General features: G+C 69.3%; 18 protein-coding genes and 1 tRNA gene. 15 read left to right on the plus strand and 4 right to left on the minus strand.

Annotated elements, in window-relative coordinates; translation table 11 throughout:
- Window positions 1-4: 4 nt before the first annotated feature.
- The 6 genes from HMF7854_RS05615 (at window position 5) to HMF7854_RS05640 (ending at window position 5,978) form a co-directional block, all read left to right on the plus strand.
- Window positions 5-706: a hypothetical protein gene (locus HMF7854_RS05615; RefSeq protein ID WP_221766415.1), complete on the plus strand. Its 702-nt coding sequence runs from the start codon at window positions 5-7 to the stop codon at window positions 704-706.
- On the plus strand, window positions 703-2,460 hold the full coding sequence (locus HMF7854_RS05620) for a thiamine pyrophosphate-binding protein (RefSeq protein WP_185829171.1): 1,758 nt from the start codon (window positions 703-705) through the stop codon (window positions 2,458-2,460). The genes HMF7854_RS05615 and HMF7854_RS05620 overlap by 4 nt, the downstream gene beginning before the upstream one ends.
- Window positions 2,457-3,467, plus strand: a complete 1,011-nt coding sequence (locus HMF7854_RS05625; protein ID WP_185829172.1) for an NAD-dependent epimerase/dehydratase family protein — start codon at window positions 2,457-2,459, stop codon at window positions 3,465-3,467. The genes HMF7854_RS05620 and HMF7854_RS05625 overlap by 4 nt, the downstream gene beginning before the upstream one ends.
- Window positions 3,460-4,410 carry a glycosyltransferase family 2 protein gene (locus tag HMF7854_RS05630; protein ID WP_126718193.1) on the plus strand — a complete coding sequence of 317 codons (951 nt, stop codon included), beginning with the start codon at window positions 3,460-3,462 and terminating at the stop codon, window positions 4,408-4,410. Before HMF7854_RS05625 ends, HMF7854_RS05630 begins: the two co-directional genes overlap by 8 nt.
- On the plus strand, window positions 4,410-4,802 hold the full coding sequence (locus HMF7854_RS05635; protein WP_126718194.1) for a GtrA family protein: 393 nt from the start codon (window positions 4,410-4,412) through the stop codon (window positions 4,800-4,802). The genes HMF7854_RS05630 and HMF7854_RS05635 overlap by 1 nt, the downstream gene beginning before the upstream one ends.
- A 312-nt stretch (window positions 4,803-5,114) precedes the next feature.
- A complete protein-coding gene (locus tag HMF7854_RS05640) occupies window positions 5,115-5,978 on the plus strand; it encodes an outer membrane protein (RefSeq protein WP_126718195.1) in 864 nt (287 codons plus the stop codon).
- Between the two features lie 117 nt (window positions 5,979-6,095).
- Here HMF7854_RS05640 and HMF7854_RS05645 read toward each other — a convergent pair whose 3' ends face one another.
- On the minus strand, window positions 6,096-6,986 hold the full coding sequence (locus tag HMF7854_RS05645) for a diacylglycerol/lipid kinase family protein (RefSeq protein ID WP_126718196.1): 891 nt from the start codon (window positions 6,984-6,986) through the stop codon (window positions 6,096-6,098).
- A 60-nt stretch (window positions 6,987-7,046) separates the two neighbouring features.
- On the opposite strand from HMF7854_RS05645, the gene HMF7854_RS05650 reads away from it, so the two are divergent.
- Genes HMF7854_RS05650 through HMF7854_RS05670 form a run of 5 tightly spaced genes read left to right on the plus strand, consistent with a single transcriptional unit; the run spans window position 7,047 to window position 13,871 of the window.
- Window positions 7,047-8,510 (plus strand): MATE family efflux transporter, encoded by a 1,464-nt coding sequence (locus tag HMF7854_RS05650; protein WP_126718197.1) that lies wholly within the window; start codon window positions 7,047-7,049, stop codon window positions 8,508-8,510.
- A 28-nt stretch (window positions 8,511-8,538) separates the two neighbouring features.
- Entirely contained in the window at window positions 8,539-9,531 is a 993-nt protein-coding gene (gene hemB, locus HMF7854_RS05655) for a porphobilinogen synthase (RefSeq protein WP_126718198.1), read from the plus strand.
- Window positions 9,528-10,964 (plus strand): pyridoxal phosphate-dependent decarboxylase family protein, encoded by a 1,437-nt coding sequence (locus HMF7854_RS05660; RefSeq protein WP_126718199.1) that lies wholly within the window; start codon window positions 9,528-9,530, stop codon window positions 10,962-10,964. The genes hemB and HMF7854_RS05660 overlap by 4 nt, the downstream gene beginning before the upstream one ends.
- A 29-nt stretch (window positions 10,965-10,993) precedes the next feature.
- Entirely contained in the window at window positions 10,994-13,249 is a 2,256-nt protein-coding gene (locus HMF7854_RS05665) for a spermidine synthase (protein ID WP_239016856.1), read from the plus strand.
- Window positions 13,250-13,286: 37 nt separating this feature from the next.
- Complete coding sequence (locus HMF7854_RS05670; protein ID WP_126718200.1) at window positions 13,287-13,871, plus strand: GNAT family N-acetyltransferase; 585 nt, start codon at window positions 13,287-13,289, stop codon at window positions 13,869-13,871.
- Here HMF7854_RS05670 and HMF7854_RS05675 read toward each other — a convergent pair.
- Window positions 13,868-14,368, minus strand: coding sequence for a hypothetical protein (locus tag HMF7854_RS05675; protein WP_126718201.1), 501 nt, complete (start codon window positions 14,366-14,368; stop codon window positions 13,868-13,870). The two genes, HMF7854_RS05670 and HMF7854_RS05675, sit on opposite strands and share 4 nt — an antisense overlap.
- 92 nt (window positions 14,369-14,460) lie before the next feature.
- Here HMF7854_RS05675 and HMF7854_RS05680 point away from each other — a divergent pair.
- The 4 genes from HMF7854_RS05680 to HMF7854_RS05695 all read left to right on the plus strand — a co-directional run bounded on the left by HMF7854_RS05680 (window position 14,461) and on the right by HMF7854_RS05695 (window position 18,474).
- Window positions 14,461-14,537 (plus strand) — tRNA-Arg (locus HMF7854_RS05680).
- A 130-nt stretch (window positions 14,538-14,667) separates the two neighbouring features.
- Window positions 14,668-15,978, plus strand: coding sequence for a L,D-transpeptidase family protein (locus tag HMF7854_RS05685; protein ID WP_185829173.1), 1,311 nt, complete (start codon window positions 14,668-14,670; stop codon window positions 15,976-15,978).
- A 99-nt stretch (window positions 15,979-16,077) separates the two neighbouring features.
- Entirely contained in the window at window positions 16,078-17,301 is a 1,224-nt protein-coding gene (locus HMF7854_RS05690; protein WP_221766416.1) for a polysaccharide biosynthesis/export family protein, read from the plus strand.
- Between the two features lie 15 nt (window positions 17,302-17,316).
- Window positions 17,317-18,474: a glycosyltransferase family 4 protein gene (locus HMF7854_RS05695; protein WP_126718204.1), complete on the plus strand. Its 1,158-nt coding sequence runs from the start codon at window positions 17,317-17,319 to the stop codon at window positions 18,472-18,474.
- On the opposite strand, the gene HMF7854_RS05700 is transcribed toward HMF7854_RS05695, so the two are convergent.
- Window positions 18,475-19,674, minus strand: coding sequence for a capsule biosynthesis protein (locus HMF7854_RS05700; protein ID WP_126718205.1), 1,200 nt, complete (start codon window positions 19,672-19,674; stop codon window positions 18,475-18,477). It abuts the gene before it with no gap.
- Window positions 19,671-21,305 (minus strand): capsular polysaccharide export protein, LipB/KpsS family, encoded by a 1,635-nt coding sequence (locus HMF7854_RS05705; protein WP_239016857.1) that lies wholly within the window; start codon window positions 21,303-21,305, stop codon window positions 19,671-19,673. Before HMF7854_RS05705 ends, HMF7854_RS05700 begins: the two co-directional genes overlap by 4 nt.
- Window position 21,306 lies beyond the last annotated feature (1 nt).

Below are 21,306 nucleotides of genomic sequence, written 5' to 3' on the forward strand. Positions count from 1 at the left end.
TCCGATGCAGCCCAAGCTGATCCTCGATTTCGACGGCGTGCTCTTCAACAGCGCGTACGAGGCCTATTGCGTCTGCAACCGCCATGCCGAGACCAATCCCGGACTGCGCGATGACGTCGGGTTCGACGAGTTCATGCGCTTCCGCGCGGTGCTCACCGACGCCTGGCAGTTCAACCGTCTCTACTCGCGCGAGCACAAGCTGTGCGATCCGGCCAAGCTTCCGCAGGTTCGTCCCGAGGCTGCCGACTGGGCCTATGCGGAAGGCTTCTTCGCCGCCCGCGCCGAGATGATGAAGGACGAGTCCTGGCCCAAGCTGATGGCGCCGTACGACTTCTTCTTCCTGCTCCGCCCGACGCTGCGCAAATATCCGGACAAGTTCGCGATCCTGTCGACCCGCAACGTGGAATCGATCCGCCGCACGCTGGCCTTCTTTGATGCCGACGTCATCCCGGTGTTCGGCCAGGAGGACATTCGCCGCGAGGGCTCGAAGGTCGAGGTGGCGCGCAGCCAGGGCTGGCTCGAGCCGGGCAAGTTCATCACCGTCTACGTCGACGACATGAATGCCCACCTCGAGCCGTTCGACGGTCGCGTCTACCTGCCGCTCCACGCCAATTGGGGGTACGACCAGGTGAAGGACGCCAGCCTCAACTCGAACCAGGTCCTCAAGATTCTCTGCTCCATGCTGAAGCTGAGTGCGGCGGCATGAGGGACGGTTCGGTGGGCATCAAATACAGCGACCAGATTGGCGCCTGGCTCAAGGAAGCGGGCTACACCCATTATTTCTTCGTCGGCGGGGGCAACATCATGCACCTGACCGAAAGCCTCGACCGCTATCTCACCGGCGTTCCGGTGGTGCACGAAGTCGCCGCCGGGATCGCCGCCGAATATTTCAACGAGCTCGCCGCGCCGGCCAAGGCGCTTGCGCTGGTTACTGCGGGACCGGGGCTGACCAACATCGTGACCGCGCTGTCGGGCGCTTATCTGGAAAGCCGCGAGCTGCTGGTGATCGGCGGTCAGGTGAAGACGTCGGACCTCGCCGGGCCGACGATCCGCTCGCGCGGCATCCAGGAGATTGATGGCGTGTCGCTGGTGCGGTCGACCTGCAAGCTCGCGCACCGGTTCATGAAGCCCGAGAAAGCGGCGGACTTCGGCCGCATGATCGCGACCAGCTGGACGCCGCGGAAAGGCCCGGTGTTTCTCGAGATTCCGCTCGACGTCCAGGCCGCCAGTGTCGAGCAGGCGCCGCTCGGCGAAATCCTCCTCGATCCACTGCCAACCGCCGGCGACGCCCTGCTCGGCGAGATCGTCGCGGCCTATGATCGCGCGGAGCGTCCGATCGTTCTTGTCGGCGGCGGGGTCGACCATCAGACCATGGCCGGGCTTCGCGAGCGCTTCATCGCGCTCGGGATCCCGACCATGACGACCTACAACGGTGCCGACCGGCTGGGCGGCGACGATCCGATCTATCTCGGCCGCCCGAACACCTGGGGCCAGCGCAGCTCCAACATCATCATCCAGCAGAGCGACTTCATCCTCGCGCTCGGCACCCGTCTGGGACTGCAGCAGACCGGCTTCAATTGGCAGGAATTCGGCCGCGACGCTCGGATCGCCCATGTCGATCTGGATCGGGGGGAGCTGGAAAAGGGCCACCCGCGCACCGACTGGCAGATCGCCGCGGACGCCAACGACTTCGTCCGCCGCTTCGTCGCCGCCGATCTTGCGCCCAAGGCCGAATGGCTTGCCGAGGCGAAGCGGATTCGCGCCGCCGTGCCACGGGTCGAGGACGTCAATCAGACCGGCGAAGGCTATCTTTCGCCCTACGATTTCATCGTCCGGCTGGAGAAACTGACTCGCGCCGACGACTTCGTCATCCCGTGCAGCAGCGGCAGCGCCTTCACCTTGTCGATGCAGCTCTACGAGCAGAAGTTCGGCCAGCGGATGCTGACCAACAAGTCGCTTGCTTCGATGGGCTACGGCCTGTCTGGCGCGATCGGAGCCTCGGTCGCCGCGAAGCCGGGGCAGCGAACCATCCTGATCGAGGGCGACGGCGGCTTCGCGCAGAACATGCAGGAGCTGGGCACCGTCGAGGTCAACCAATCCAACCTCAAGATCTTCATCTTCCACGACCAGGGCCATGCCTCGATCCGCATGACCCAGCGCAACTATTTCAACGGCAAATATCTCGGCTGCGACCGGCACTCGGGGCTCGGGCTTCCGCAGTGGGAGAAGCTGTTTCTCGCCTGGGACATCCCGGTGATGGCGCTTCCGCTCGACTTCGAGACGGATCCGCGCTTCGGCGAATTGTTCGAGGCCGACGGGCCGGCCGCCTTCATCGTGCCCGTCGATCCCGAGCAGACCTATTTTCCGAAGATCAGCAGCCGGATCACCGCCAGCGGATCGATGGAGAGCAACCCGATCGACCGGATGACCCCGGAGATCGACTATCTGGCCGGCGCGTGACGCGCGCTCTGCCCGAAACGGTCGCCGCCGCGCTCCGCGACAGCGACGCGCGGCTGGTGCTGACCGGCGCGGGCGGCTGGCTCGGCCTTGCCACGCTCGAACTGCTCGCCGAGACTCTCGGCCCGTCCTTCACTTCGCGGGTCGTCGCGTTCGGCTCCGCCCGGCGGACGCTCCGCCTGCGTGACGGCACCGCCATCGACCAGCGCCCGCTCGAGGAGATTGTGGCGCTCCGCCCCCAGGCGACGCTGGTGCTGCACACCGCCTTCCTGACCAAGGACAAGGTCGCTGGCATGAGCGAGCAGGCCTATGTCGCGGCCAACCGGCGCATTTCCGACACGATGTTCGGAGCGCTGGATGCGATCGGCGCCGACGGGCTGTTCCTCGCTTCGTCTGGCGCGGCAGGCTTCGCGGACGATCCCGCCGCGGCGCCCGACCTCCGGCTCTATGGCCGGCTGAAGCGCGATGACGAGGAGCGGGCCGCCGTCTGGGCCGCGGAGCGCTCAGGAACCGCCGCAATCGCTCGGATCTTTAGCCTGACCGGACCGTACATCAACAAGCCGCACAACTATGCGCTGGCGAGCTTCCTGCTCGACGCACTTGCTGGCCGACCGATCGAGGTCCGCGCCGCCACACGGGTTGTGCGCAGCTACGCCGCCATCCGCGACCTCGTAGCGCTGTCGCTGTCGCTGCTGCTCCGTCGCGCCGATGCGATCACCCGGTTCGAGACCGGCGGGGTGCCGATGGAGATGGGAGAGATCGCCGCGGCGGTCTCGGTCGTCACTGGCGGACCCGGCTTCGTCCGCGCGCCGCTCGGCGAGGGCGAGGACAATATCTACGCTGGCGACGATCGTCAGTGGCATAGCCTTCTGGCCGGAGAAGGGCTCGCACCGACCCCCTTCGCCGAGCAGCTTCGCGAAACCGCGGATTATCTCGCCGCGCTTGACCGGGTCCGCCCGGAACCGGGCGTCGGTGCCAGCCGCAGCAGGACGCAGGTGAACCATGCTTAAGATCCCGACTGTCTCGCCCGAGATCACGGTGGTCATTCCGTGTCGCAACGAGGAGCTCAACGTCGAGAAGATCGCCGCGGCGGTGATCGGGCAGATGGAAACGGTGTGCGCCGACTTCGACGTCCTCTTCATCGAGAATGAGTCGAGCGACGGGACGATCGAGGCGATCCGCCGGGCCTGCGCCCGCGATCCGCGGGTCAAGGCGATCATCAACACCCGCAACTTCGGCCAGCTCCGCTCGCCCACCCACGGTATCTTCCAGGCCAAGGGGCGGGCGATCATCGGCATGTGCGCCGATTTCCAGGATCCGCCCGAACTGCTGCCCGAGATGGTCCGCCGCTGGCGCGCCGGGACCGACATCGTGCTCGGCGTCCGCGAGTTCGAGAAGAGCTCGCCGCTGCACGCCGCGATGCGCGACATGAGCTATTCGCTGCAGCGCCGGTTCGGCGACTATCCGATCATTCCGCACGCGACGGGTTTCGGCCTCTACAGCCGACGCGTGGTCGACTCGATCCGCGAGCTTAACGAGCCCGAACCCTTCTTCCGCGGGCTGCTGGTCGAGACGGGATACAAGATCGAGACGATCGAGTTCCACCGTCCTCCGCGGGCCGCCGGAGAGTCCAACAACGGCTTCTTCGCGCTGCTCGACTTCGCGCTGCACGGGCTCGCCAGCTCGTCCAAGGGCCTGCTCCGGGCACCGCTCTACGTCACCTTCTTCATCGGCATGGCCTGCGTCTTCACGCTGCTCGGCGCCCTCTACTCGATGATCGTCGGCGCCAACCCGCGCATGTGGTTGTTCGCGACCCTGGTCGAGGGGCAGTTCGGCCTCCTCTTCCTCTTCCTCGGCCTGCTTGGCGTCCATGTCCGGCTCATCTCCGACCGCACCCGCGGCACGCCGCTGGTATTGGAGCGCGAGCGGATCAACTTCGCGCCTGAGGACTGATGGCGACGCGGTTCGGGGAGGCAGTCCCGGCGCGCTGGCGCGAGCTTTGGCGTTACTATCAGGCGGGAGCCGTCAACACGCTGTTCGGCTATTCGCTCTATGCGCTGCTGGTGGCGGCCGGGCTCAACCTGTTCGCGGCGCAGATCGTCAGTCACGTCACCGGCGCCGCCTTCAACTATTGGACCTTCAGCCGCCATACGTTCCGCGACCGGCAAGGGTCGAAGACGCGCTTCGTCCTCGCCTATGCCGGGCAGTATCTGCTCAGCCTGGCCTGCTTCGCGCTGCTCGCGCCGCTGATCCGGTCGCCCTACCTGATCGGGCTGGTGACGATCGGGATCGTCTCATTGCTCAACTATTTCGTGCTGAAGCAACTGGTCTTCCGCCGCGCCTGATCCGTTCGTGGCGGCGGGAGGCGGACGTGGTATTGGCGCAACAGCAGTGAAGTTATTGCCGGCGGGCTGAACTTGCTTACGGCAAAATTATTCAAACTATTGAGTGCCTTAGTCTGCAACGGTTGGCGTTGATGACGCGTCGGTGACGCTCGCCGCCGTCGACATTCGGCCATTTTGGCAACAGGGGAGCATTTCGTGCCTCGCCCGACGCTTTGCCGGAGGATTGCCGTTCGCGGCGACCCGCGGACTGCGGATCGGGACGGGTGACGCGCGGCCGGTCGTACCGGACCGCGAAATCAGAAGGGAGTTTCCGTGAAGACTATCTGGACGAAACTGCTGGTCGGAGCCGCGGCGGCGACCGCGATCGCCAGCCCGGCGGCAGCGCGCGACGGTGCGCCCTACGTCGGCATCGAGGGCGGTGTGATCATCCCGCTCAAGTCGAAGGTGGACCGCGACTTCGGGACCGGCTGGACCGACTTCATCAAGGTCAAGCATCGGCTCGGCTACGACGTCGACGGCATCGCCGGCTACGACTTTGGCCTGTTCCGGCTCGAGGGCGAGTTCGCCTACAAGCGCGCCAAGCACAACCGCTACGAGGTCCAGTCGACCGCGACCGGAACGCTGCCGGCCGGCGTGTTCGCCGGCACCGCCTACGACGCGGAAGGCCGCACCAGCGTGCTCTCGGGCATGCTGAACGGGCTGGTCGACATCGGCGACGAGACCCGCACCAGCTTCTATGCGGGTGGCGGCGTCGGCCTCGCCCGGGTCACCATGACCATCGGCGGCCTTGGCCCGCAGACCCTCCGCTTCCGCGACAGCGGCAAGTTCGCCTACCAGGGCATTGCCGGCTTCCGCACGGCGCTCAGCCCGAACGTCGATGCCGGCCTGAAGTATCGCTACTTCTCGACCAACCGGCTGCACGACGACTTCGGTGGCGCGGTCGGCTACAACGGCCGTTCGACTTTCCGGTCGCACAGCGTGCTGGCGAGCCTGACCTACAGCTTCGCCTCGCCGCCGCCGCCGCCGCCGCCTCCGCCGCCCCCGCCGCCGCCGCCGCCTGCGCCCACGACGCAGACCTGCCCGGACGGTTCGGTGATCGACGTGACGGCGACCTGCCCGGCGCCGCCCCCGCCGCCCCCGCCGCCCCCGCCGCCGCCGGCTCCGGAGCGCGGCTAAGCGACGGTCTGGCCGGGAGCGGGCTCAGGTTCCTCCCGGTTCGGGCATGGCAACAGACGAGGTCGGCGGCGCAAGCTGCCGGCCTTTTCTGTTTTCGGGTGAGGTATGGAAAACGCGCTAGCCGCGCGGGGCGGCGATGGTCACCGCGGCGGCCGCGACCCGGGCGGTGAACGGAGTCTCCGGCCCGAGCTCCCCGTCGATCGAGACCTTGAGCCGGGGCCGGGTGGTGATCCGCAGCTCGCGGCCGTGGAACTCGCGCACGGTCTGGCGCCGGCTGCGGTGGCGGAGCGCCGAGGCGGCATAGTTGATCCCCAACCCCACCAGGCTCCGCCCCTCGACCGCCTGGACGACGATCTCGCCGCTCTCGACGCTGGCGCTGTCGATCAGCTCGACCCCGCCATGGAAGCGTCCATTGGCGATCCGCACCTCGGTCGCCCACAGGCGGTGGCGCTGGCTGCCATCCTCGACCACCAGCCGGAAGGCGCGGAAGCTGGCCGCCGACCAGCCGGCCCAGAGGAGATAGCCCAGGCGGCCGAGACTGCGCTTCAGCCCGTGCGGCACCGTCTCGGCGACCTTGGGAGCGAGCCCCAGCGCGGCGTTGTTGAGGAAATAGTCGTCCTCGATCTGGCCGAGGTCGATCTTGCGCGGCGCCCCGTCGTGGATCACCGCCACCGCGCCGGGCAGGTCGAGCGGGATCCCCATGGTGCGCGCGAAGCTGTTGGCGGTCCCCAGCGGGAGCAGCGCGAAGATGGAGTCCTTGCCGACGAAATGGTCGATGTTCTCGCTGAGCGTGCCGTCACCACCCCCCAGGATCACCATCTCGGCTCCGGTCTCGATGGCAGCGATCACCTTGCCGTCGATCTGCTCGGGATCGCTCACCGCCTCGGCGGCAGTGAGTTCGATCCCGGCCTCGACCAGCCGGCTTCGCGCCTCCTCGAACGCGTCGGCGCCGCGGCGGCTGGCGGCATTGACGATGAGGACGGCGCGGCGTGGAAGTGTATGGGTCATGGCGGTGGAATGAACCAGCGGGCACATCTTTCCGTTGGACGCGGACGCAAGGAGAGCTGAATGGCGACACGAGCCATGTCACAGGGACGCGGACGCCACGACCTCACGCAGGGGCCGATCACCCGCACCCTGCTGCTGTTCATGCTGCCGACTCTCGGCTCCTCTATCCTGCAATCGCTGAACGCCTCGATCAACACCATCTGGGTCGGGCGGATGCTCGGCGAGCAGGCGCTGGCGGCGACCAGCAACGCCAATACCGTGATGTTCCTGCTCCTCGCCTTCGTGTTCGGGTTCGGTATGGCGGCGACGATCCTGATCGGCCAGTCGTTCGGCCGCCGCGACGTCGAGGCTGCCAGGCGGGTGATCGGGACTGCGGTCGCCGCCTTCTTCGCGGTGGCGGTGGCGATGAGCGCGATCGGCTACGTCCTCGCGCCGCGGATCCTCGGCTGGCTGGCGACCCCGGCCCCGGCGGTCCCGCTCGCGCTGGCCTATCTTCGCGTCATCTTTCTCGGCATGCCCGCGGCGCTCACCTTGGCGATGCTGATGATGGCGATCCGCGGCTCGGGTGACAGCCTGACGCCGCTGTGGTTCATGGGGCTGTCGGTAGTGCTCGACAGCGGGCTCAACCCCGTCTTCATCGCCGGTCTCGGCCCCGCCCCGAAGCTCGGCATCGCCGGAGCGGCGACTGCGACCCTGATCGCCAACTGGGTGGCGCTGGCGGCGCTGATCGGCTGGACCTATCTCCGCGACCTGCCGCTGCGGCTGCGCGGGGCGGAGCTGCGCTTCCTCCTCCCCGATCCCGCGTTGCTCCGGACCATAATCACCAAGGGGCTGCCGATGGGGCTGCAGATGATCGCCGTCTCGGCTTCGGCGATGACGATGTTCGGGCTGGTCAATCGCCAGGGCGTCGACACTACCGCGGCGTTCGGCGTCGCGCTCCAGCTGTGGACCTATGTCCAGATGCCGGCGATGGCAGTCGGCGCGGCGGTCTCGACCATGGTCGCGCAGAACATCGGCGCGGGCCAGTGGGACCGGGTTGGCAAGGTGACCAACAGCGGGATCGGGATCACGCTCGCGGTGACCGGCGTGATGGTTGTTCTGCTCGCGCTCGCCGACCGCACGGTGCTCGCCCTCTTTCTCGGCGGGAACAGCCCGGCGTTGCCGATCGCCCGCCACATCCAGCTGCTCGGTACCTGGGGGTATCTCCTGTTCGGGGTGACGATGGTGATCTTCGGCACGGTCCGCGCCAACGGTGCGGTGATCCCGCCGCTGATCATTCTCGCGGTCGGGCTGCTGCCGATCCGGATCGGCTTCGCCACACTGGCGCAGCGCTGGATCGGTCCCGACGCGCTGTGGCTCAGCCTGCCGATCGCCTCGGCGGCCAACCTCGTGCTTGCGCTCGCCTATTATCGCAGCGGACGCTGGCGCAAGGCGCACATCGACGTGCCCCCCGAGCCCGAGGAGTGCGTGGAGCAGAGCGTCTCCACCATGGACCCGGGAGGTCGGCTGCATCCGACTGGATGAGCCGCGGCGGCCGCGCTAGAGGGCGGCCATGTCCAGCTATCCCGCTCTGCGCATGCGGCGCGCCCGCTCGGCCCCCTGGATGCGTGCGATGCTCGCCGAGCACCGGCTGCACCCCAGCGACTTCATCCTGCCGATGTTCATCTGCGACGGGCAGGGCTGCGAGGAGCCGATCGCCGCGCTGCCCGGGGTCAGCCGCTGGAGCGTCGACCGGATCGGCGCAAAAGCGAAGGAAGCGGCGGCGCTCGGCATCCCGTGCATCGCGTTGTTTCCCAACACGCCGCCGGGGCTGCGGACGGAGGATGCGCGCGAGGCACTCAACCCGGACAACCTCATCTGCCGAGCGACGAAGGCGGTGAAGGACGTCTGTCCGGAGATCGGCATCCTCACCGACGTCGCGCTCGATCCATATACCGCGCACGGCCACGACGGGATCACCGACGGCTCGGGCTATGTGCTGAACGACGAGACGTCGAAGATTCTGACCGACCAGGCGCTGACCCAGGCGCGGGCGGGGGCGGACATCGTTGCGCCCTCGGACATGATGGACGGGCGGGTCGCCGCAATTCGCGGCGCCCTCGAGCGCGAGGGCTTCGTCAACACCGCGATCATGGCCTATGCCGCCAAATATGCCTCGGCCTTCTACGGCCCATTCCGCGACGCGGTCGGCAGCCGCGGGCTCTTGAAGGGCGACAAGAAGACCTACCAGATGGACCCGGCCAACAGCGACGAGGCGATCCGCGAGGTCGCGCTCGACCTCGCCGAGGGCGCAGACATGGTGATGGTGAAGCCGGGCCTGCCCTATCTCGACATCGTCCGCCGCGTGGCGGAGGAGTTTCGGGTCCCGACCTTCGTCTACCAGGTGAGCGGCGAATATGCGATGCTCGAGCATGCCGCCGCGGCGGGCGCGGGCGAGCGCGACGCGCTGATCCTCGAGATGCTGCTGGCGTTCAAGCGCGCCGGGGCGAGCGGGATCCTCACCTATCATGCGATGGACGCCGCCCGGCTGATCGCCGCCGCATGAGCGACCTGCTGCTCACCCGGCTGGCCGAGCTCGAGCGCGCCGCTGCGCCGCTCGAGCCGGCCGCCGAAGAGCGACAGTCGGTGGCCACACGCGCGCTCGGCGACGCGCTCAACTATTGGGCGGGGGTCGAGGAGGCGCCGGCGAGCGTGCCGGCGGAGAAGGTGTTCGAGCGGCGGTTCGAGCCCGAGTTCACCGAGACGGGGCGAGCCGCGGACGAGGTGCTCGACTATGTGCGCGACTGCATCGCGGCGCCCGGCTTCACCACCGCCTCGCCGCGCTTCATGGCCTATGTGCCGGGCGGCGGGCTGCCATGGGCGGCGGTCGGCGACCTGCTCGCCGCGGCGTCGAACAAGTATAGCGGCTTCGCCTCTGCAGGACCGGGCGCGGTGCGGGTGGAGAACGCCTGTGTCCGTTGGGTGGCCGAGGTGGTCGGCCTTCCGGACGGCGCCGGCGGGACGCTGACCAGCGGCGGCAGCCTGGCCAATCTCACCGCGATCGTCGCCGCCCGCGAGGCGCGCGACCCGAACGGCGGCGGCGCCGTCTACCACAGCCGCTTCGTCCACCATTGCGTCGACAAGGCGCTGCGGATCGCCGACCGCCACCGCTCGCCGCGCCGCTTGGTCGCGACCGATGCCGAGCACCGGCTGTCGGTCGCGGCGCTTCGCGACATGGTCGAGCAGGACCTCGCGGACGGCATCCGCCCATGGCTGGTCGTCGCGTCGGCCGGGACGGTCGATACCGGCGCGATCGATCCGCTCGACGCCATCGCCGACCTCTGTGCCGAGCACGGGATCTGGCTCCATGTCGATGGAGCCTATGGCGGCCTGTTCGCGCTCAGCGAGACGGGGCGGGGCCGGCTGACCGGGATCGATCGCGCGGACAGCCTCGCGCTCGACCCGCACAAGACGATGTTCCTGCCCTACGGCACCGGAGCTGTGCTGGTGCGCGACGAGCGGCATCTGCTCGCCGCCTTCTCGCAGCAGGCCGACTACCTGGTGCCGGTTGAGGAGAGCGCGGTCGGCCACTCGCCCGCTGACCTCTCGGGCGAGCTCACCCGTCACTTCCGAGCGCTTCGCCTGTGGCTGCCGCTCCAGCTCGCCGGAGTGGGTGCCTTCCGCGCCGCGCAGGAGGAGAAGCTGCTGCTCGCGGCCTACTTCCACCGCCGGCTCGCCGCGATCGACGGGTTCGAGCCCGGCCCCGAGCCGCAGCTCTCGACCGTTGCCTTCCGGCTCTCCGCCGGGGACGCCGCAAGCGAGCGGCTGCTCGGCGCGCTCCAGCAGGGCGGGCGGGTGATGCTGAGCGGGACTCGGGTCGATGGCCGCTTCACGATCCGCTGCTGCATCCTAAGCTTCCGCACCCACCGCCGCCACGTCGACGAACTGCTCGCGCTGCTTTCCGTGGTCGACCCGCAGACCGGGGAAATGCGTCATTAACCCTATTTCTACCGGGAGCGCCTAGGCCCATGCCGACACGGGACGAGGTGGGCAGGGGCATGGCGAGTGCGGCGCTGGGCGGAGTGGCGGACGAGGGAGTGCGGGCTCGCTCGACGCGATGGCGCTTCGTCGCCACCATCTTTCTCGGCAGCTTCCTCCTGTTCCTGGTCCAGCCGCTGGTCGCCCGTCTGGCGCTGCCGCGGCTCGGCGGTGCGCCGGCGGTGTGGAATTCGGCGATGCTGGTCTACCAGGCGCTGCTGCTCGCCGGCTACGCCTATGCCCATCTCCTCTCCCGTCTCGCGCCGCGCACCCAGGCCGGCGTTCACCTCGCGCTGTTCGGCCTCGCCGCGCTGACCCTGCCGATCGGGTTGAGCGGCATGGAGATGGCGCCCGATGCCAACCCGCTGGTGTGGGTCCCATGGCTCCTGCTGGTTTCGATCGGGCCGATCTTCTTCGTCGTCTCCGCGCAGGCGCCGCTCATTCAGCGCTGGTTCGCGATGGCCGGCGGCGGCGATCCCTATCCGCTCTACGCCGCGTCCAACCTCGGCAGCTTCGCCGGCCTGCTCGCCTACCCGCTGCTGGCCGAGCCGCTGACGGCGCTTGCCGAGCAGCGGGTCGGCTGGAGCATCGGCTTCGGCCTGCTCGCCCTGGCGGTCGCCGGCTGCGCGACGGCGCTCCCGAAGAGCGTCGCGGAGGAGGCCGCGATCGAGACCGGCCCGCGTCCGACCACGCGGCAGGTCGCCCGCTGGATGCTACTGGCGGCAATACCCTCGGGGCTGATCCTGTCGACCACGCTCCACCTCACCACCGATATCGTCGCCATGCCGCTGATCTGGGTGGTGCCGCTCGGTCTCTACCTGCTGAGCTTCGTCGCCGCCTTTGCGCCCGACCGCCGCGCCGCCGCGCTGATCGGGCGGATCACGCCCTTCGCCCTGCTGATCGCCGGTATCGCCGCCTTCCTGCCCAGCACCATGCCGGCGATTACCGGGGCCTTTGCGCTGGCGACCCTGCTGGCGCTCTTCACCGTCTCGGTCTCGCTGCACGGCCAGCTGTTCGACGAGCGCCCGGCGGCCGAGCACCTCACCCGCTTCTATCTCGCCATGTCGGCCGGCGGTGTGCTCGGCGGCTTGTTCTGCGCCCTGCTCGCGCCCTTGCTGTTCGACTGGACCTACGAGCATCCGATCCTGCTGTTTGCCGCCGCCTGCCTGCTGGCGCCGGTCAGCCCGTTTGAGGCGACCCGCCGCTGGTGGTCGCGCGAGCCGCTGGCAACCCGGGTCGGGCTGATCGGCGGAAGCGCGCTGTTTCTTCTTTCCATCTGGGGCAAGGGCGAGAGTTCGACCGCGGATGGGTTAGAGGAGCTCGCCTCGGGCGGGATCATCATCGCAACCGCGGTGGTCGCCATCGGCAACCGGCTGCTCTACCCCGCCGCGCTCGGCGCGCTGATGCTCTGCTATGGCGGGTGGGACATGCTGACCTGGTCGATCCAGCCGGGCCGGATGAGCCGCAGCTTCTTCGGCGTCTACGCGGTCCGGCCGTCGGGCAAGGACGCGCGGATGCTGGTCCACGGAACCACGCTGCACGGCATCCAGAACCTGGGCAGCCCGGCGCGCGAGCGGATGCCGACCAGCTACTATGCGCCGCTGTCGGGCGTAGGCATCGCCATGCGGACTCTGCCCGCAAGCGCACGGGTCGATGTGGTCGGGCTCGGCTCGGGCACGCTGAGCTGCTACTCCCGCCCCGGTCAGCAGTGGCAATTCTTCGAAATCGACCCGGTGATCGCCGAGATCGCCAACGATCCCCGGCGCTTCACCTTCCTCTCCCACTGCCTGCCCAATCCCCGCATCAACATCGGCGACGCCCGGCTGACGCTCGCCCGCCAGCCTTCCGCAAGCGCCGACCTGCTGGTGGTCGACGCTTTCTCCTCGGACAGCGTGCCGATGCACCTGCTCACCCGCGAGGCCTTCCAGGTCTACCAGCGGGTGCTGGCGCCGGGCGGGCTGCTGATGGTCCACATCTCCAATCGCTACCTCGACCTCCAGCCTGTGCTGGCGGCAGCGGCGCGGGAGGGCGGCTGGTCCACCGCCTATCGCCGCTACCGGCTGACCCCGGCGGAAGCCGCGCTCAACTATGCCGGTTCGGACTGGGTGGCGTTCAGCCGGAGCCCGGAACGGGTCTATCAGCTGCAGCGCGGATCGGGGGTCGAATGGCGCACGCTGGCGGAGCGCCCGGGGTTCGAGGCCTGGACCGACGATCATGCGAGCGTCCTGCCGATCGTCCGCTGGTAGGCTTGCCCGCGGCGGCGAGCTCGGCCACGAGGCGCGGATGAGCGAGACCCTCATTAAAACCGAGCGGCTGCGGCTGCGGACCTGGGACGCGGCGGATGTCGATCCCTTCATGGCGGCGACCAATACGCCTGCGGTCCTGCGCTGGCTGAACGGGGTGCAGGAGCGACCCTTCTACGAGGCAATGCGAAGCCGCATCGACGCCTGCCAGCGCGAGCACGGCCATGGCTTCTGGATCGTCGAGCGCAAGGCGGACGGCGTGATCCTCGGCTTCTGCGGGCTGAAGCGGGTCAATGCGCCGGGCGCGCCCAACCCGGACGCGTTCGAGATCGGCTGGCGGTTCCGCGAGGATGCCTGGGGGCAGGGCTATGCCAAGGAAGCCGCGATCGGCACGCTCGACCATGCCTTCGGCCCGCTCGGCGCGACGGAGGTGATCGCGATGACGGTCGCGGGCAACCGCGCCAGCTGGGGCCTGATGGAGCGGCTGGGCATGTCGCGCCGCGCCGACCTCGACTTCACGGACACGCGGTTCCCCGACCCGGGCGACCTCAATCCTACCATCCAATATGCGATGCGCGCCGCCGACTGGCCGCGGGCGCGCGCGGCGCTGGAGCCGGGAAGCTAGCCGCCGAGCCGCCGCCGGACCGCCCCGGCACGGTCGCTCTGCCGATCGTCGATCCGGCGGATCTCCGCGGCACCCTGCTGGATCGCGTTGAGATCGCCGGGCGCGATCGTGTCCGCGCGCTGCAGCGCGTCCGCGGCAAGTGAATCGATGTCACCCAGCGCGGTGGCCACCGGCCGCCGGGCCGCTTCCGCGGCGGACAGCGCCTGCTGCGCCACGATCCAGCCTTCGCTGCCCGCCGCGCCGGCACCCCCGGCCAGCCGCTCGGCGGCAGCAATGAGCGGCTCGAACTGACCGTCGCCGGCGCGGGCCTGGCCGACCAGCGCCGCGACCCGGCTGCTGGTGGTGCCCGAGGCCGGGCCGGACACGACCTCGCTGGCGATCGGCACGCGTGGATCGATCGCTTCTGCGGCGCGCGGGGCCAGCGACGGCAGCCCGCGCGGCGAGGCGCAGGCAGCGAGGCTGAGGCAGGTCAGGGCGGCGAGGAAGGCGGGACGCATGGGCAGGGGATAGGCATGGCGGAATATCGGCGCAATGCGGCAAAGCGGGGTTGCGCCGCCCGGCATGCTCGCCTAGATGGCCCTCGGCTCAGGCGCCCGTAGCTCAGCTGGATAGAGCATCAGACTACGAATCTGAGGGTCGGACGTTCGAATCGTTCCGGGCGCGCCATTTTCCTCCCTGTTCGTCGCCGCCACTGTTTCCCAACGGTCACAGTCGGCGCGCTTCATCGTCCGTTCGGAAATGCGGGCCTATGCCGCCGCGGACCTTGGCGGCATTTCAGCGGGTTATGGCGGGTGCAGTGAACTCCATCAGGCTTTCCCTTGGCATCGGCGCGGCGGTGCTCGCGCTGGCGAGCCCGGCCGAGGCGCGGCGTCGGCCGCTGCCGGCACCGGCGGCGCCGGTCGTCACCTATGCGCCGCGACCGACTGATGCTCCCCTGTGGTTCTGGAACAAGAAGGTCGATCCCGCGGTCGGGGTGCTCGCCACCGTGCTGGTGAATGCGCCCGCGGAGGGCATCGTCGACGGGGCGCAGCGAGCCGCGGAAGTGAACCGCGCCGCCGCGCTGGCGCTGTCGGGCAAGCCCGACGACACAGCCGCGGCCAACCGCATCGTGTCCTCGGCCTGGGCGGCCTATGTCCAGGCGATCAAGGCGCCGACGCCGGGCATGATCTACGCCTATGCCTCGCTCAAGCCCCAGAACACCGAGCGCGCGACCATCCTCCGGTCCGCCGCGGCGGCCAGCGACCTGTCGCGGCATCTCGAGCAGGTCGCGGCGCTCAATCCCATCTATTCCGCGCTGCGGGCCGAGGCGATCAAGCGCTACAAGGCCAATGGCGGGTTTGCCGACGAGGCACTGATCGAGAATCTCGCCCGTGCCCGCTCGCTCCCGCCGGGGGGGCGCTACATCCTCGTCAACACCGCACAGCAGCGGCTCTGGATGTTCGAGGACGGCAAGCCGGTCGGATCGATGCGGGTGGTGGTCGGAATGCCCGATCTCGCGACCCCGCTGATCGCCAGCTACGTCCATTACGCGACGCTCAATCCCTACTGGAACGTCCCCGACCATCTCGTGAAGAAAACGGTGGCGGCGAACACGGTGAAGACCGGGCTCAAATATCTGACCGCGCACGGCTACCAGGTGATGAGCGACTGGACCGACAAGGCCGAGGTAGTCCCGGCGGCGAGCGTCGACTGGAAGGCGGTCGCCGACGGCGGCAAGATGGTCCGCGTCCGCGAGCTCCCCGGCGGCGCCAACAGCATGGGCAAGATGAAGTTCACCTTCCCCAATGGTCAGGGCATCTTCATGCACGACACGCCCGAGAAGGAGCTGCTCGACAAGGACGTGCGGACCTTCTCCAACGGCTGCATTCGGCTCGAGGACGCGCCGCGGCTGGGGGAATGGCTGCTTGGCCGGCCACCGGTCGCCGAGGGCAGCGATCCCGAGCAGCTGGTCAAGCTGCCGCAGGGCGTGCCGGTGTTCGTCACTTATCTCACCACCATGCCAGTCGACGGCCGGCTGGTCACGGTGAGCGACGTCTATGGCTGGGACCGCAGCCCGAGCAAGCAGATCGCCGCGGCCGAGTTCCTGCCGACCGGCGCGCGCGACTAGCCGCCGCCACCCGCCCGGGCCGCCATGGCCGGAGGGCAACACTTGTTAGAGTGTCGGCGGGGCGCTACTCCGCTGTTGATGATTTCGGGGAAATTGGGCGTGTTCAAAGGTTTAGATGATCGCAGCGAGCCGAAGGCCCGCATCGGACAGCCACGTGGGCGGCGCTTCGCCCGGCTCGCGCTCGCCGGCGGCGTGCTGGCGCTGCTGTCGGGCTGCGGCGGCGGCCTGTCGGGCTCGACCGGCCCGTCGCGCAGCGCGATCCTCAAGGCGCCCACCGGGGCGCGCATCGAGGGATTGCGGATCATCGACATCACCAATGTCGACGCGGCGCGGGCGAGCCCCGCCGCCTCGCCCAGCAACTTCGCCCAGGCGCTCGGCGGCGCCACCCCGATCGGGACCACGGTCGGCGTCGGCGACCTGCTCGAGATCACCATCTGGGAAGCCGCCCCTGCCGCCCTGTTCGGGACCATGCCGAGCGACACCCGGATCGACTCCGCGATCCAGACCAGCCGCGGCAACACGCTTCCGCAGCTCCAGGTCGGCCCCTCGGGCACCATCTCGGTCCCGTTCGCGGGCGACGTGCCGGCGGCGGGCCGCACGCTGCGCCAGATCGAGCAGGAGATCGTCCGTCGGCTGCAGGGCCGGGCGCACCTGCCGCAGGCGCTGGTCCGCGTCGCCAAGAACGTCACCGCCAACGTCACCGTGCTCGGGGACGTGAAGCAGCCGACGCGGGTCCCGCTGACGCCCAAGGGCGAGCGGCTGCTCGACGTGATCGCGGAGACGGGCGGCACCGCCCAGCCGTTCGAGAAGATGACCGTGCAGATCACCCGCGGCCAGCAGGTGCTGTCGATGAGCGCCGCCGACATCGTCCGCGACCCCAGCCAGAACATCGTGATGGCGCGCGACGACGTGGTCAGCGTCTCCTACCAGCCCTACAGCTTCACCGTGCTCGGCGCCGCCGGCAAGAACGACGAGGTCCGCTTCGAGGGGTCGGGCATCACCCTGTCGCAGGCGCTCGGCCGGGTCGGCGGGCTGCGCGACCAGCGGGCCGATCCCAAGGGCGTCTACATCTTCCGCTACGAGCCGGTCACGCCGACCCCGCTGACCCCGGCCGCCGTGAGCGCCGCGCCGGCCAGCGTCCCGGTCATCTACAGCGTCGACCTCAAGAACCCCTCGTCCTACTTCGCGGCGCAGAAGTTCGCGATCCGCGACCATGACGTCATCTACGTGAGCGTCTCGCCGCTGTCGGAGATCCAGAACTTCATCAACGTCATCGCCTCGTCGATCCTGCCGGTGACCTATGCGCGGGGTGTCCTCAACTAAGGGGGTGGCACCGAGGTGAGCGATCCCGCGCCGCTTCTGCTCGACGTCAGCCGGCTGATCTGGCGCGCCTGGGTGGGGCGCCGGCCGACCGGGGTCGACCGCGTCTGCCTCGCCTATCTGCGCCACTACGGACCCCGGGCGCAGGCGGTGGTTCAGCACCGCCATTTCCGCAGTATCCTCGGCCGCCGCGCGTCGGCGGCGCTGTTCGCGCTGCTCGACCAGCCCGGCCCCAGCTTTCGCCGCGACTTCACCCGCCTCGCGCTCCGGCACTCGGCGTCGCGGCGGGGCGACGGCAAGGGTCGGCTCTACCTCAACGTCGGGCATACCGGGCTCGACCAGGACGGGTTCGGGCGCTGGGTCCGCAACGCGCAGGTGCGGCCCCTCTACTTCGTCCACGACCTCATCCCGATCACCCACCCGCATCTGTGCCGCGCCGGCGAGCGCGAGCGGCACGAGCGGCGGATGCGCACGGTGCTCGACACCGCCGCCGGGGTCATCGCGAACAGCCGCGCTACCCTTCAGGACCTGAACGACTTCGCCGCCGCCGAGCAGCGGCGGGCGGGGCCGCAGCTCGCCGCCTTCCTCGGGGTGACCCCGCTGCCCCGGACCGCGCCCAGCAGCCGCGCTCCCGACGCCCCCAGCTTCGTCGTCCTCGGCACAATCGAGGCGCGCAAGAACCACCTCTTCCTCCTTCACCTCTGGTCGCACCTGATCGAGCGGATGGGGGCCGCAGCGCCGCGCCTGCTCATCATCGGCCAGCGCGGGTGGGAGGCCGAGCAGGTCGAGGACTGGCTTGACCGAAGCGACCGGCTGCGGACCCGGGTGACCGAGCTCAACCACTGCTCGGACGAGGAGCTGGCAGCGCATCTCGGCTCGGCGCGGGCGCTGCTCTTCCCCAGCCTCGCCGAGGGTTACGGCCTGCCGCTGGTCGAGGCGCTCGGCGCGGGCGTGCCGGTGATCGCCAGCAACCTGCCGGTGTTCCGCGAGATCGGGCAGGACATGGTCACGCTCCTGAACCCGCTCGACGGACCGTCGTGGGAACGCGAGGTGCTGGACTATGCCCGTCCGGACAGCGAAGCGCGTGATCGTCAGGTCCGCCGCCTCGCCGAGTTCCACACGCCGACATGGGTGGACCATTTCGCCACGGTGGACGACTGGCTCGTCCGCTTCTGATCAGCGCAGCAGCCGCTCGTGCATCGATTCGACGAGGATGGTGACCGCGGACTCGCTCGCCAGCCCGCCGCGGACCAGGCACTGGTCGGTCAGCACCCGGCGAAAATCCTCGAAGAGCCCCGGTTCGGGTGGCTGCGGATCGCGCCAGAAGCCGTCGAGATGGCCTTGGTGGGTCAGGCCGGGCAGATTGTAGATCGCCTCACCGATCGCGCACACCGGCACACCGGCCGCGAGCGATAGCGTCGCCGAGGTGCTGTTGACGCAGACCATGCCGCGGGCATCGCGCGCCATGTCCTGGAGGTCGCCGCCGTCGACGTAGTGGAGCCGGTCCTCGATCTTCAGCCGGCGCGCTTCCTTGCGGACGAACCCCGCCCAGCTATGGAAGCGATTGTCGAGCGGGTGCGCCTTGACCAGCAGGTGGACGTCGTCCGGGGCATTCGCGGCGAAGCTCTCGATCACGTAGCGGGCGGCGCCTTCCATGTCGGGGAAGTGCGAATGCGCGCGGATCTGATAGTCGCCCGACAGCTGTAGCGGGAAGACGAAGAAGGGCTTGCCGGCGATCTCGCGCAGGGTCTGCTCGGCCGCCTTGTCGCGGCGATCGCGCCACCACAGCCACCACAGCCAGCCGAACCCGTCCATGATGATCCCGCGCGGCCGGTGCGAGCGATAGTGCGGGTAGCGAATCCGGCCGGTGCAGACGTAGTGATAGTACCAGTAGCTGTCGCGCGCCCGGCGGCGGAAGGTGGCGGTGATCGGGTCGTGGACCGTCTCTGGCGGCAGCCGCTTGGCCTGCTCGCGAATCCACTGCTTGTTGCGGGTCAGCCGCGAGCGGGCGTTCACCCCGTCGAGCTCGAGCGTCATCCAGTCCGGGCGGAGATAGCCTTCCTCGAGCACGTGGATGCGCAGCTTGCGCGAGGAGGCGATTCCGTGCGCGACCACATGATAAGGTCGGCAATCGCCGTACATCAGCACGTCGGTGATGCGGTGCTCGCGGATGAACTTGTCGATGAAGACCGGCCAGCGCGAGAAATTGTCGCGATAGTCGATCGTCGGCTCCGGCCAGTCGAGCCGGTCGCCCCCGCTGAGATTGATCCGATAAACTTCGTTCCCGCTGTCGGTGAGCGACTTGGCGAGACGCAGGAACAGCGGCCCGGGCGGTCCCTGCAGGAAGAGGAAGCGGCGGGTGAAGTTGCTGCTCATCGGCCGAGCAGGCTCCCGGCCGCGCGCTTGAGGCTGCCCTGTGCCCGGCGCGCTCGGACCAGCATGCCGTCCTTGGGCGCGGCTGCCGCGGCGAGCCGGTCGACCAGCACCTCGGGCGAGCAGGGGAGGCGGGTCACCGGGTCGAGATAGCGCGGGTAGAGGATCAGTGTGGCGGCGACGAGTTCGTCGAGCGAACGCCGGCGGGTCCGCCGCGGCAGTGCCTCGCCGAGATCGGTGGTGAGCCCCCAGCCGGCATAGAAGGGTGAGCCATGGGTGGTCACCGGCTTGCCGCGCATCAGTGCCTCGAAGCCGGCGAGGGAGGTGTTGACGTGCACCGCGTCGGCCTCGCCGATCAGCGTGGTGATCGGCCGGTCGCGGACGATCTCGTCGGCGACCGCGAGGCAGGCGGCCTCGGGGATCGCGCCGGTGCGATGGCCGGCCTCGACGTCCGGGTGCGGCTTGTAGAGGATCCGCGCGCCCGGCTCCTCCGCGCGGACGCGGCGCAGCAGTTCGAGGTTGCTGTGAACCCTCGACCCGCTGACCACCGACCGATCGTCCTCGACTTGGCCGGGAACGAGAATCTGGCGGCCGGACCCAGCGCGCGGCGCGAGGGTCTCGGTGGCGACCGCATATTTGCTGATCCCGCCGGCGACGATCCGCTCGCGCAGGGCGCGGGCGCGCTGCAGCAGCTCCGGGCCGATCTCGGCGGTTTCGAGCAGCATTTCCAGCTCGCTTGGGCGGGACGGGTCGAAGTGCGCGCCGAGCCGATCGACGACGATCGAGAGCGGTGGAACGCAGTCCGCTCCCAACCCGGAAGAGCGGATGAAGCCGTCCTCGACCTCGACCAGCGTTACGCCGCGCTGATTCAGCACGCCGAGCGTGCGCGGGGAGATACGCGAGCGCCAGGTCGCTACCGCCTCGCCGGCTGCGGTGTCGCCGAGGCGATCGAGGAAGCGGAACGGCCGCCCGGACCAGAGCAGGGGTTCGACCGTCGGCCGCTTCCACCGCGAAAAGCCCATGCCGCTGCCGATCCCGCGATTGCGATCGATCAGCGAGCGCCACAGTGCCAGCAGCTCGACCAGCGCGGCGATGCTGGCGGGCTGGCCCGAGAAGGGGTCGAGCGGCGTCCCACCGGCGAGAAGGTGCGAGCGGAGAGCGCTCCGCAGCCCGGCGGGCGAGCCCACTTCGGCGAACGGCCCATCGCCGACCGGCTCGACCGCCACCCCCCGCAACGCAGCGACCAGCAGGATCTCGTCCGAGGCCGCGGCAACGACCAACTTGGCTCCGGAGACGAGGTGCCAGGGATCGTAGGCGCCGCTGATCTGGAAGGCGACGCCCTGGTGATTGGCTCCGGACTGGCGAGTCGGTGACCAGTGGACGACTGGCCCGTCCGCTTGCGTGCGATCAGGGCTCGGGCGCGCCGGCTCGGCAGCGCGGACCAGCACATAGGGTTCGGCCGGCAGCAGGGGCTGCTCGCCCCAATAGTCGCCACCCACGCGCACCCCGGCGATCTCGGCGCCGAGTGCGTCGACTTGCTGGTCGGTCAGCGGCGGAGCATCGCCCGGGCCCGCGAGGCGAATGGCGGCCGCGCCCGGGAAGGGCGGCACCCGCAGGAACGGCGCTTCGCCCACG

It is taken from the genome of Sphingomonas ginkgonis (assembly GCF_003970925.1).
In the GTDB taxonomy this organism is placed as follows: domain Bacteria; phylum Pseudomonadota; class Alphaproteobacteria; order Sphingomonadales; family Sphingomonadaceae; genus Sphingomicrobium; species Sphingomicrobium ginkgonis.

Bases quoted from the DNA above. Each gene is read 5' to 3' on its own strand.
- HMF7854_RS05645 (WP_126718196.1), bottom strand. From the start codon at position 6,986: ATGACCCATACACTTCCACGCCGCGCCGTCCTCATCGTCAATGCCGCC.
- HMF7854_RS05675 (WP_126718201.1), bottom strand. From the start codon at position 14,368: ATGCGTCCCGCCTTCCTCGCCGCCCTGACCTGCCTCAGCCTCGCTGCC.
- HMF7854_RS05665 (WP_239016856.1), top strand. From the start codon at position 10,994: ATGCCGACACGGGACGAGGTGGGCAGGGGCATGGCGAGTGCGGCGCTG.
- HMF7854_RS05700 (WP_126718205.1), bottom strand. From the start codon at position 19,674: ATGAGCAGCAACTTCACCCGCCGCTTCCTCTTCCTGCAGGGACCGCCC.
- HMF7854_RS05615 (WP_221766415.1), top strand. From the start codon at position 5: ATGCAGCCCAAGCTGATCCTCGATTTCGACGGCGTGCTCTTCAACAGC.
- HMF7854_RS05630 (WP_126718193.1), top strand. From the start codon at position 3,460: ATGCTTAAGATCCCGACTGTCTCGCCCGAGATCACGGTGGTCATTCCG.
- HMF7854_RS05620 (WP_185829171.1), top strand. From the start codon at position 703: ATGAGGGACGGTTCGGTGGGCATCAAATACAGCGACCAGATTGGCGCC.
- hemB (WP_126718198.1), top strand. From the start codon at position 8,539: ATGTCCAGCTATCCCGCTCTGCGCATGCGGCGCGCCCGCTCGGCCCCC.
- HMF7854_RS05670 (WP_126718200.1), top strand. From the start codon at position 13,287: ATGAGCGAGACCCTCATTAAAACCGAGCGGCTGCGGCTGCGGACCTGG.
- HMF7854_RS05660 (WP_126718199.1), top strand. From the start codon at position 9,528: ATGAGCGACCTGCTGCTCACCCGGCTGGCCGAGCTCGAGCGCGCCGCT.
- HMF7854_RS05635 (WP_126718194.1), top strand. From the start codon at position 4,410: ATGGCGACGCGGTTCGGGGAGGCAGTCCCGGCGCGCTGGCGCGAGCTT.
- HMF7854_RS05650 (WP_126718197.1), top strand. From the start codon at position 7,047: ATGGCGACACGAGCCATGTCACAGGGACGCGGACGCCACGACCTCACG.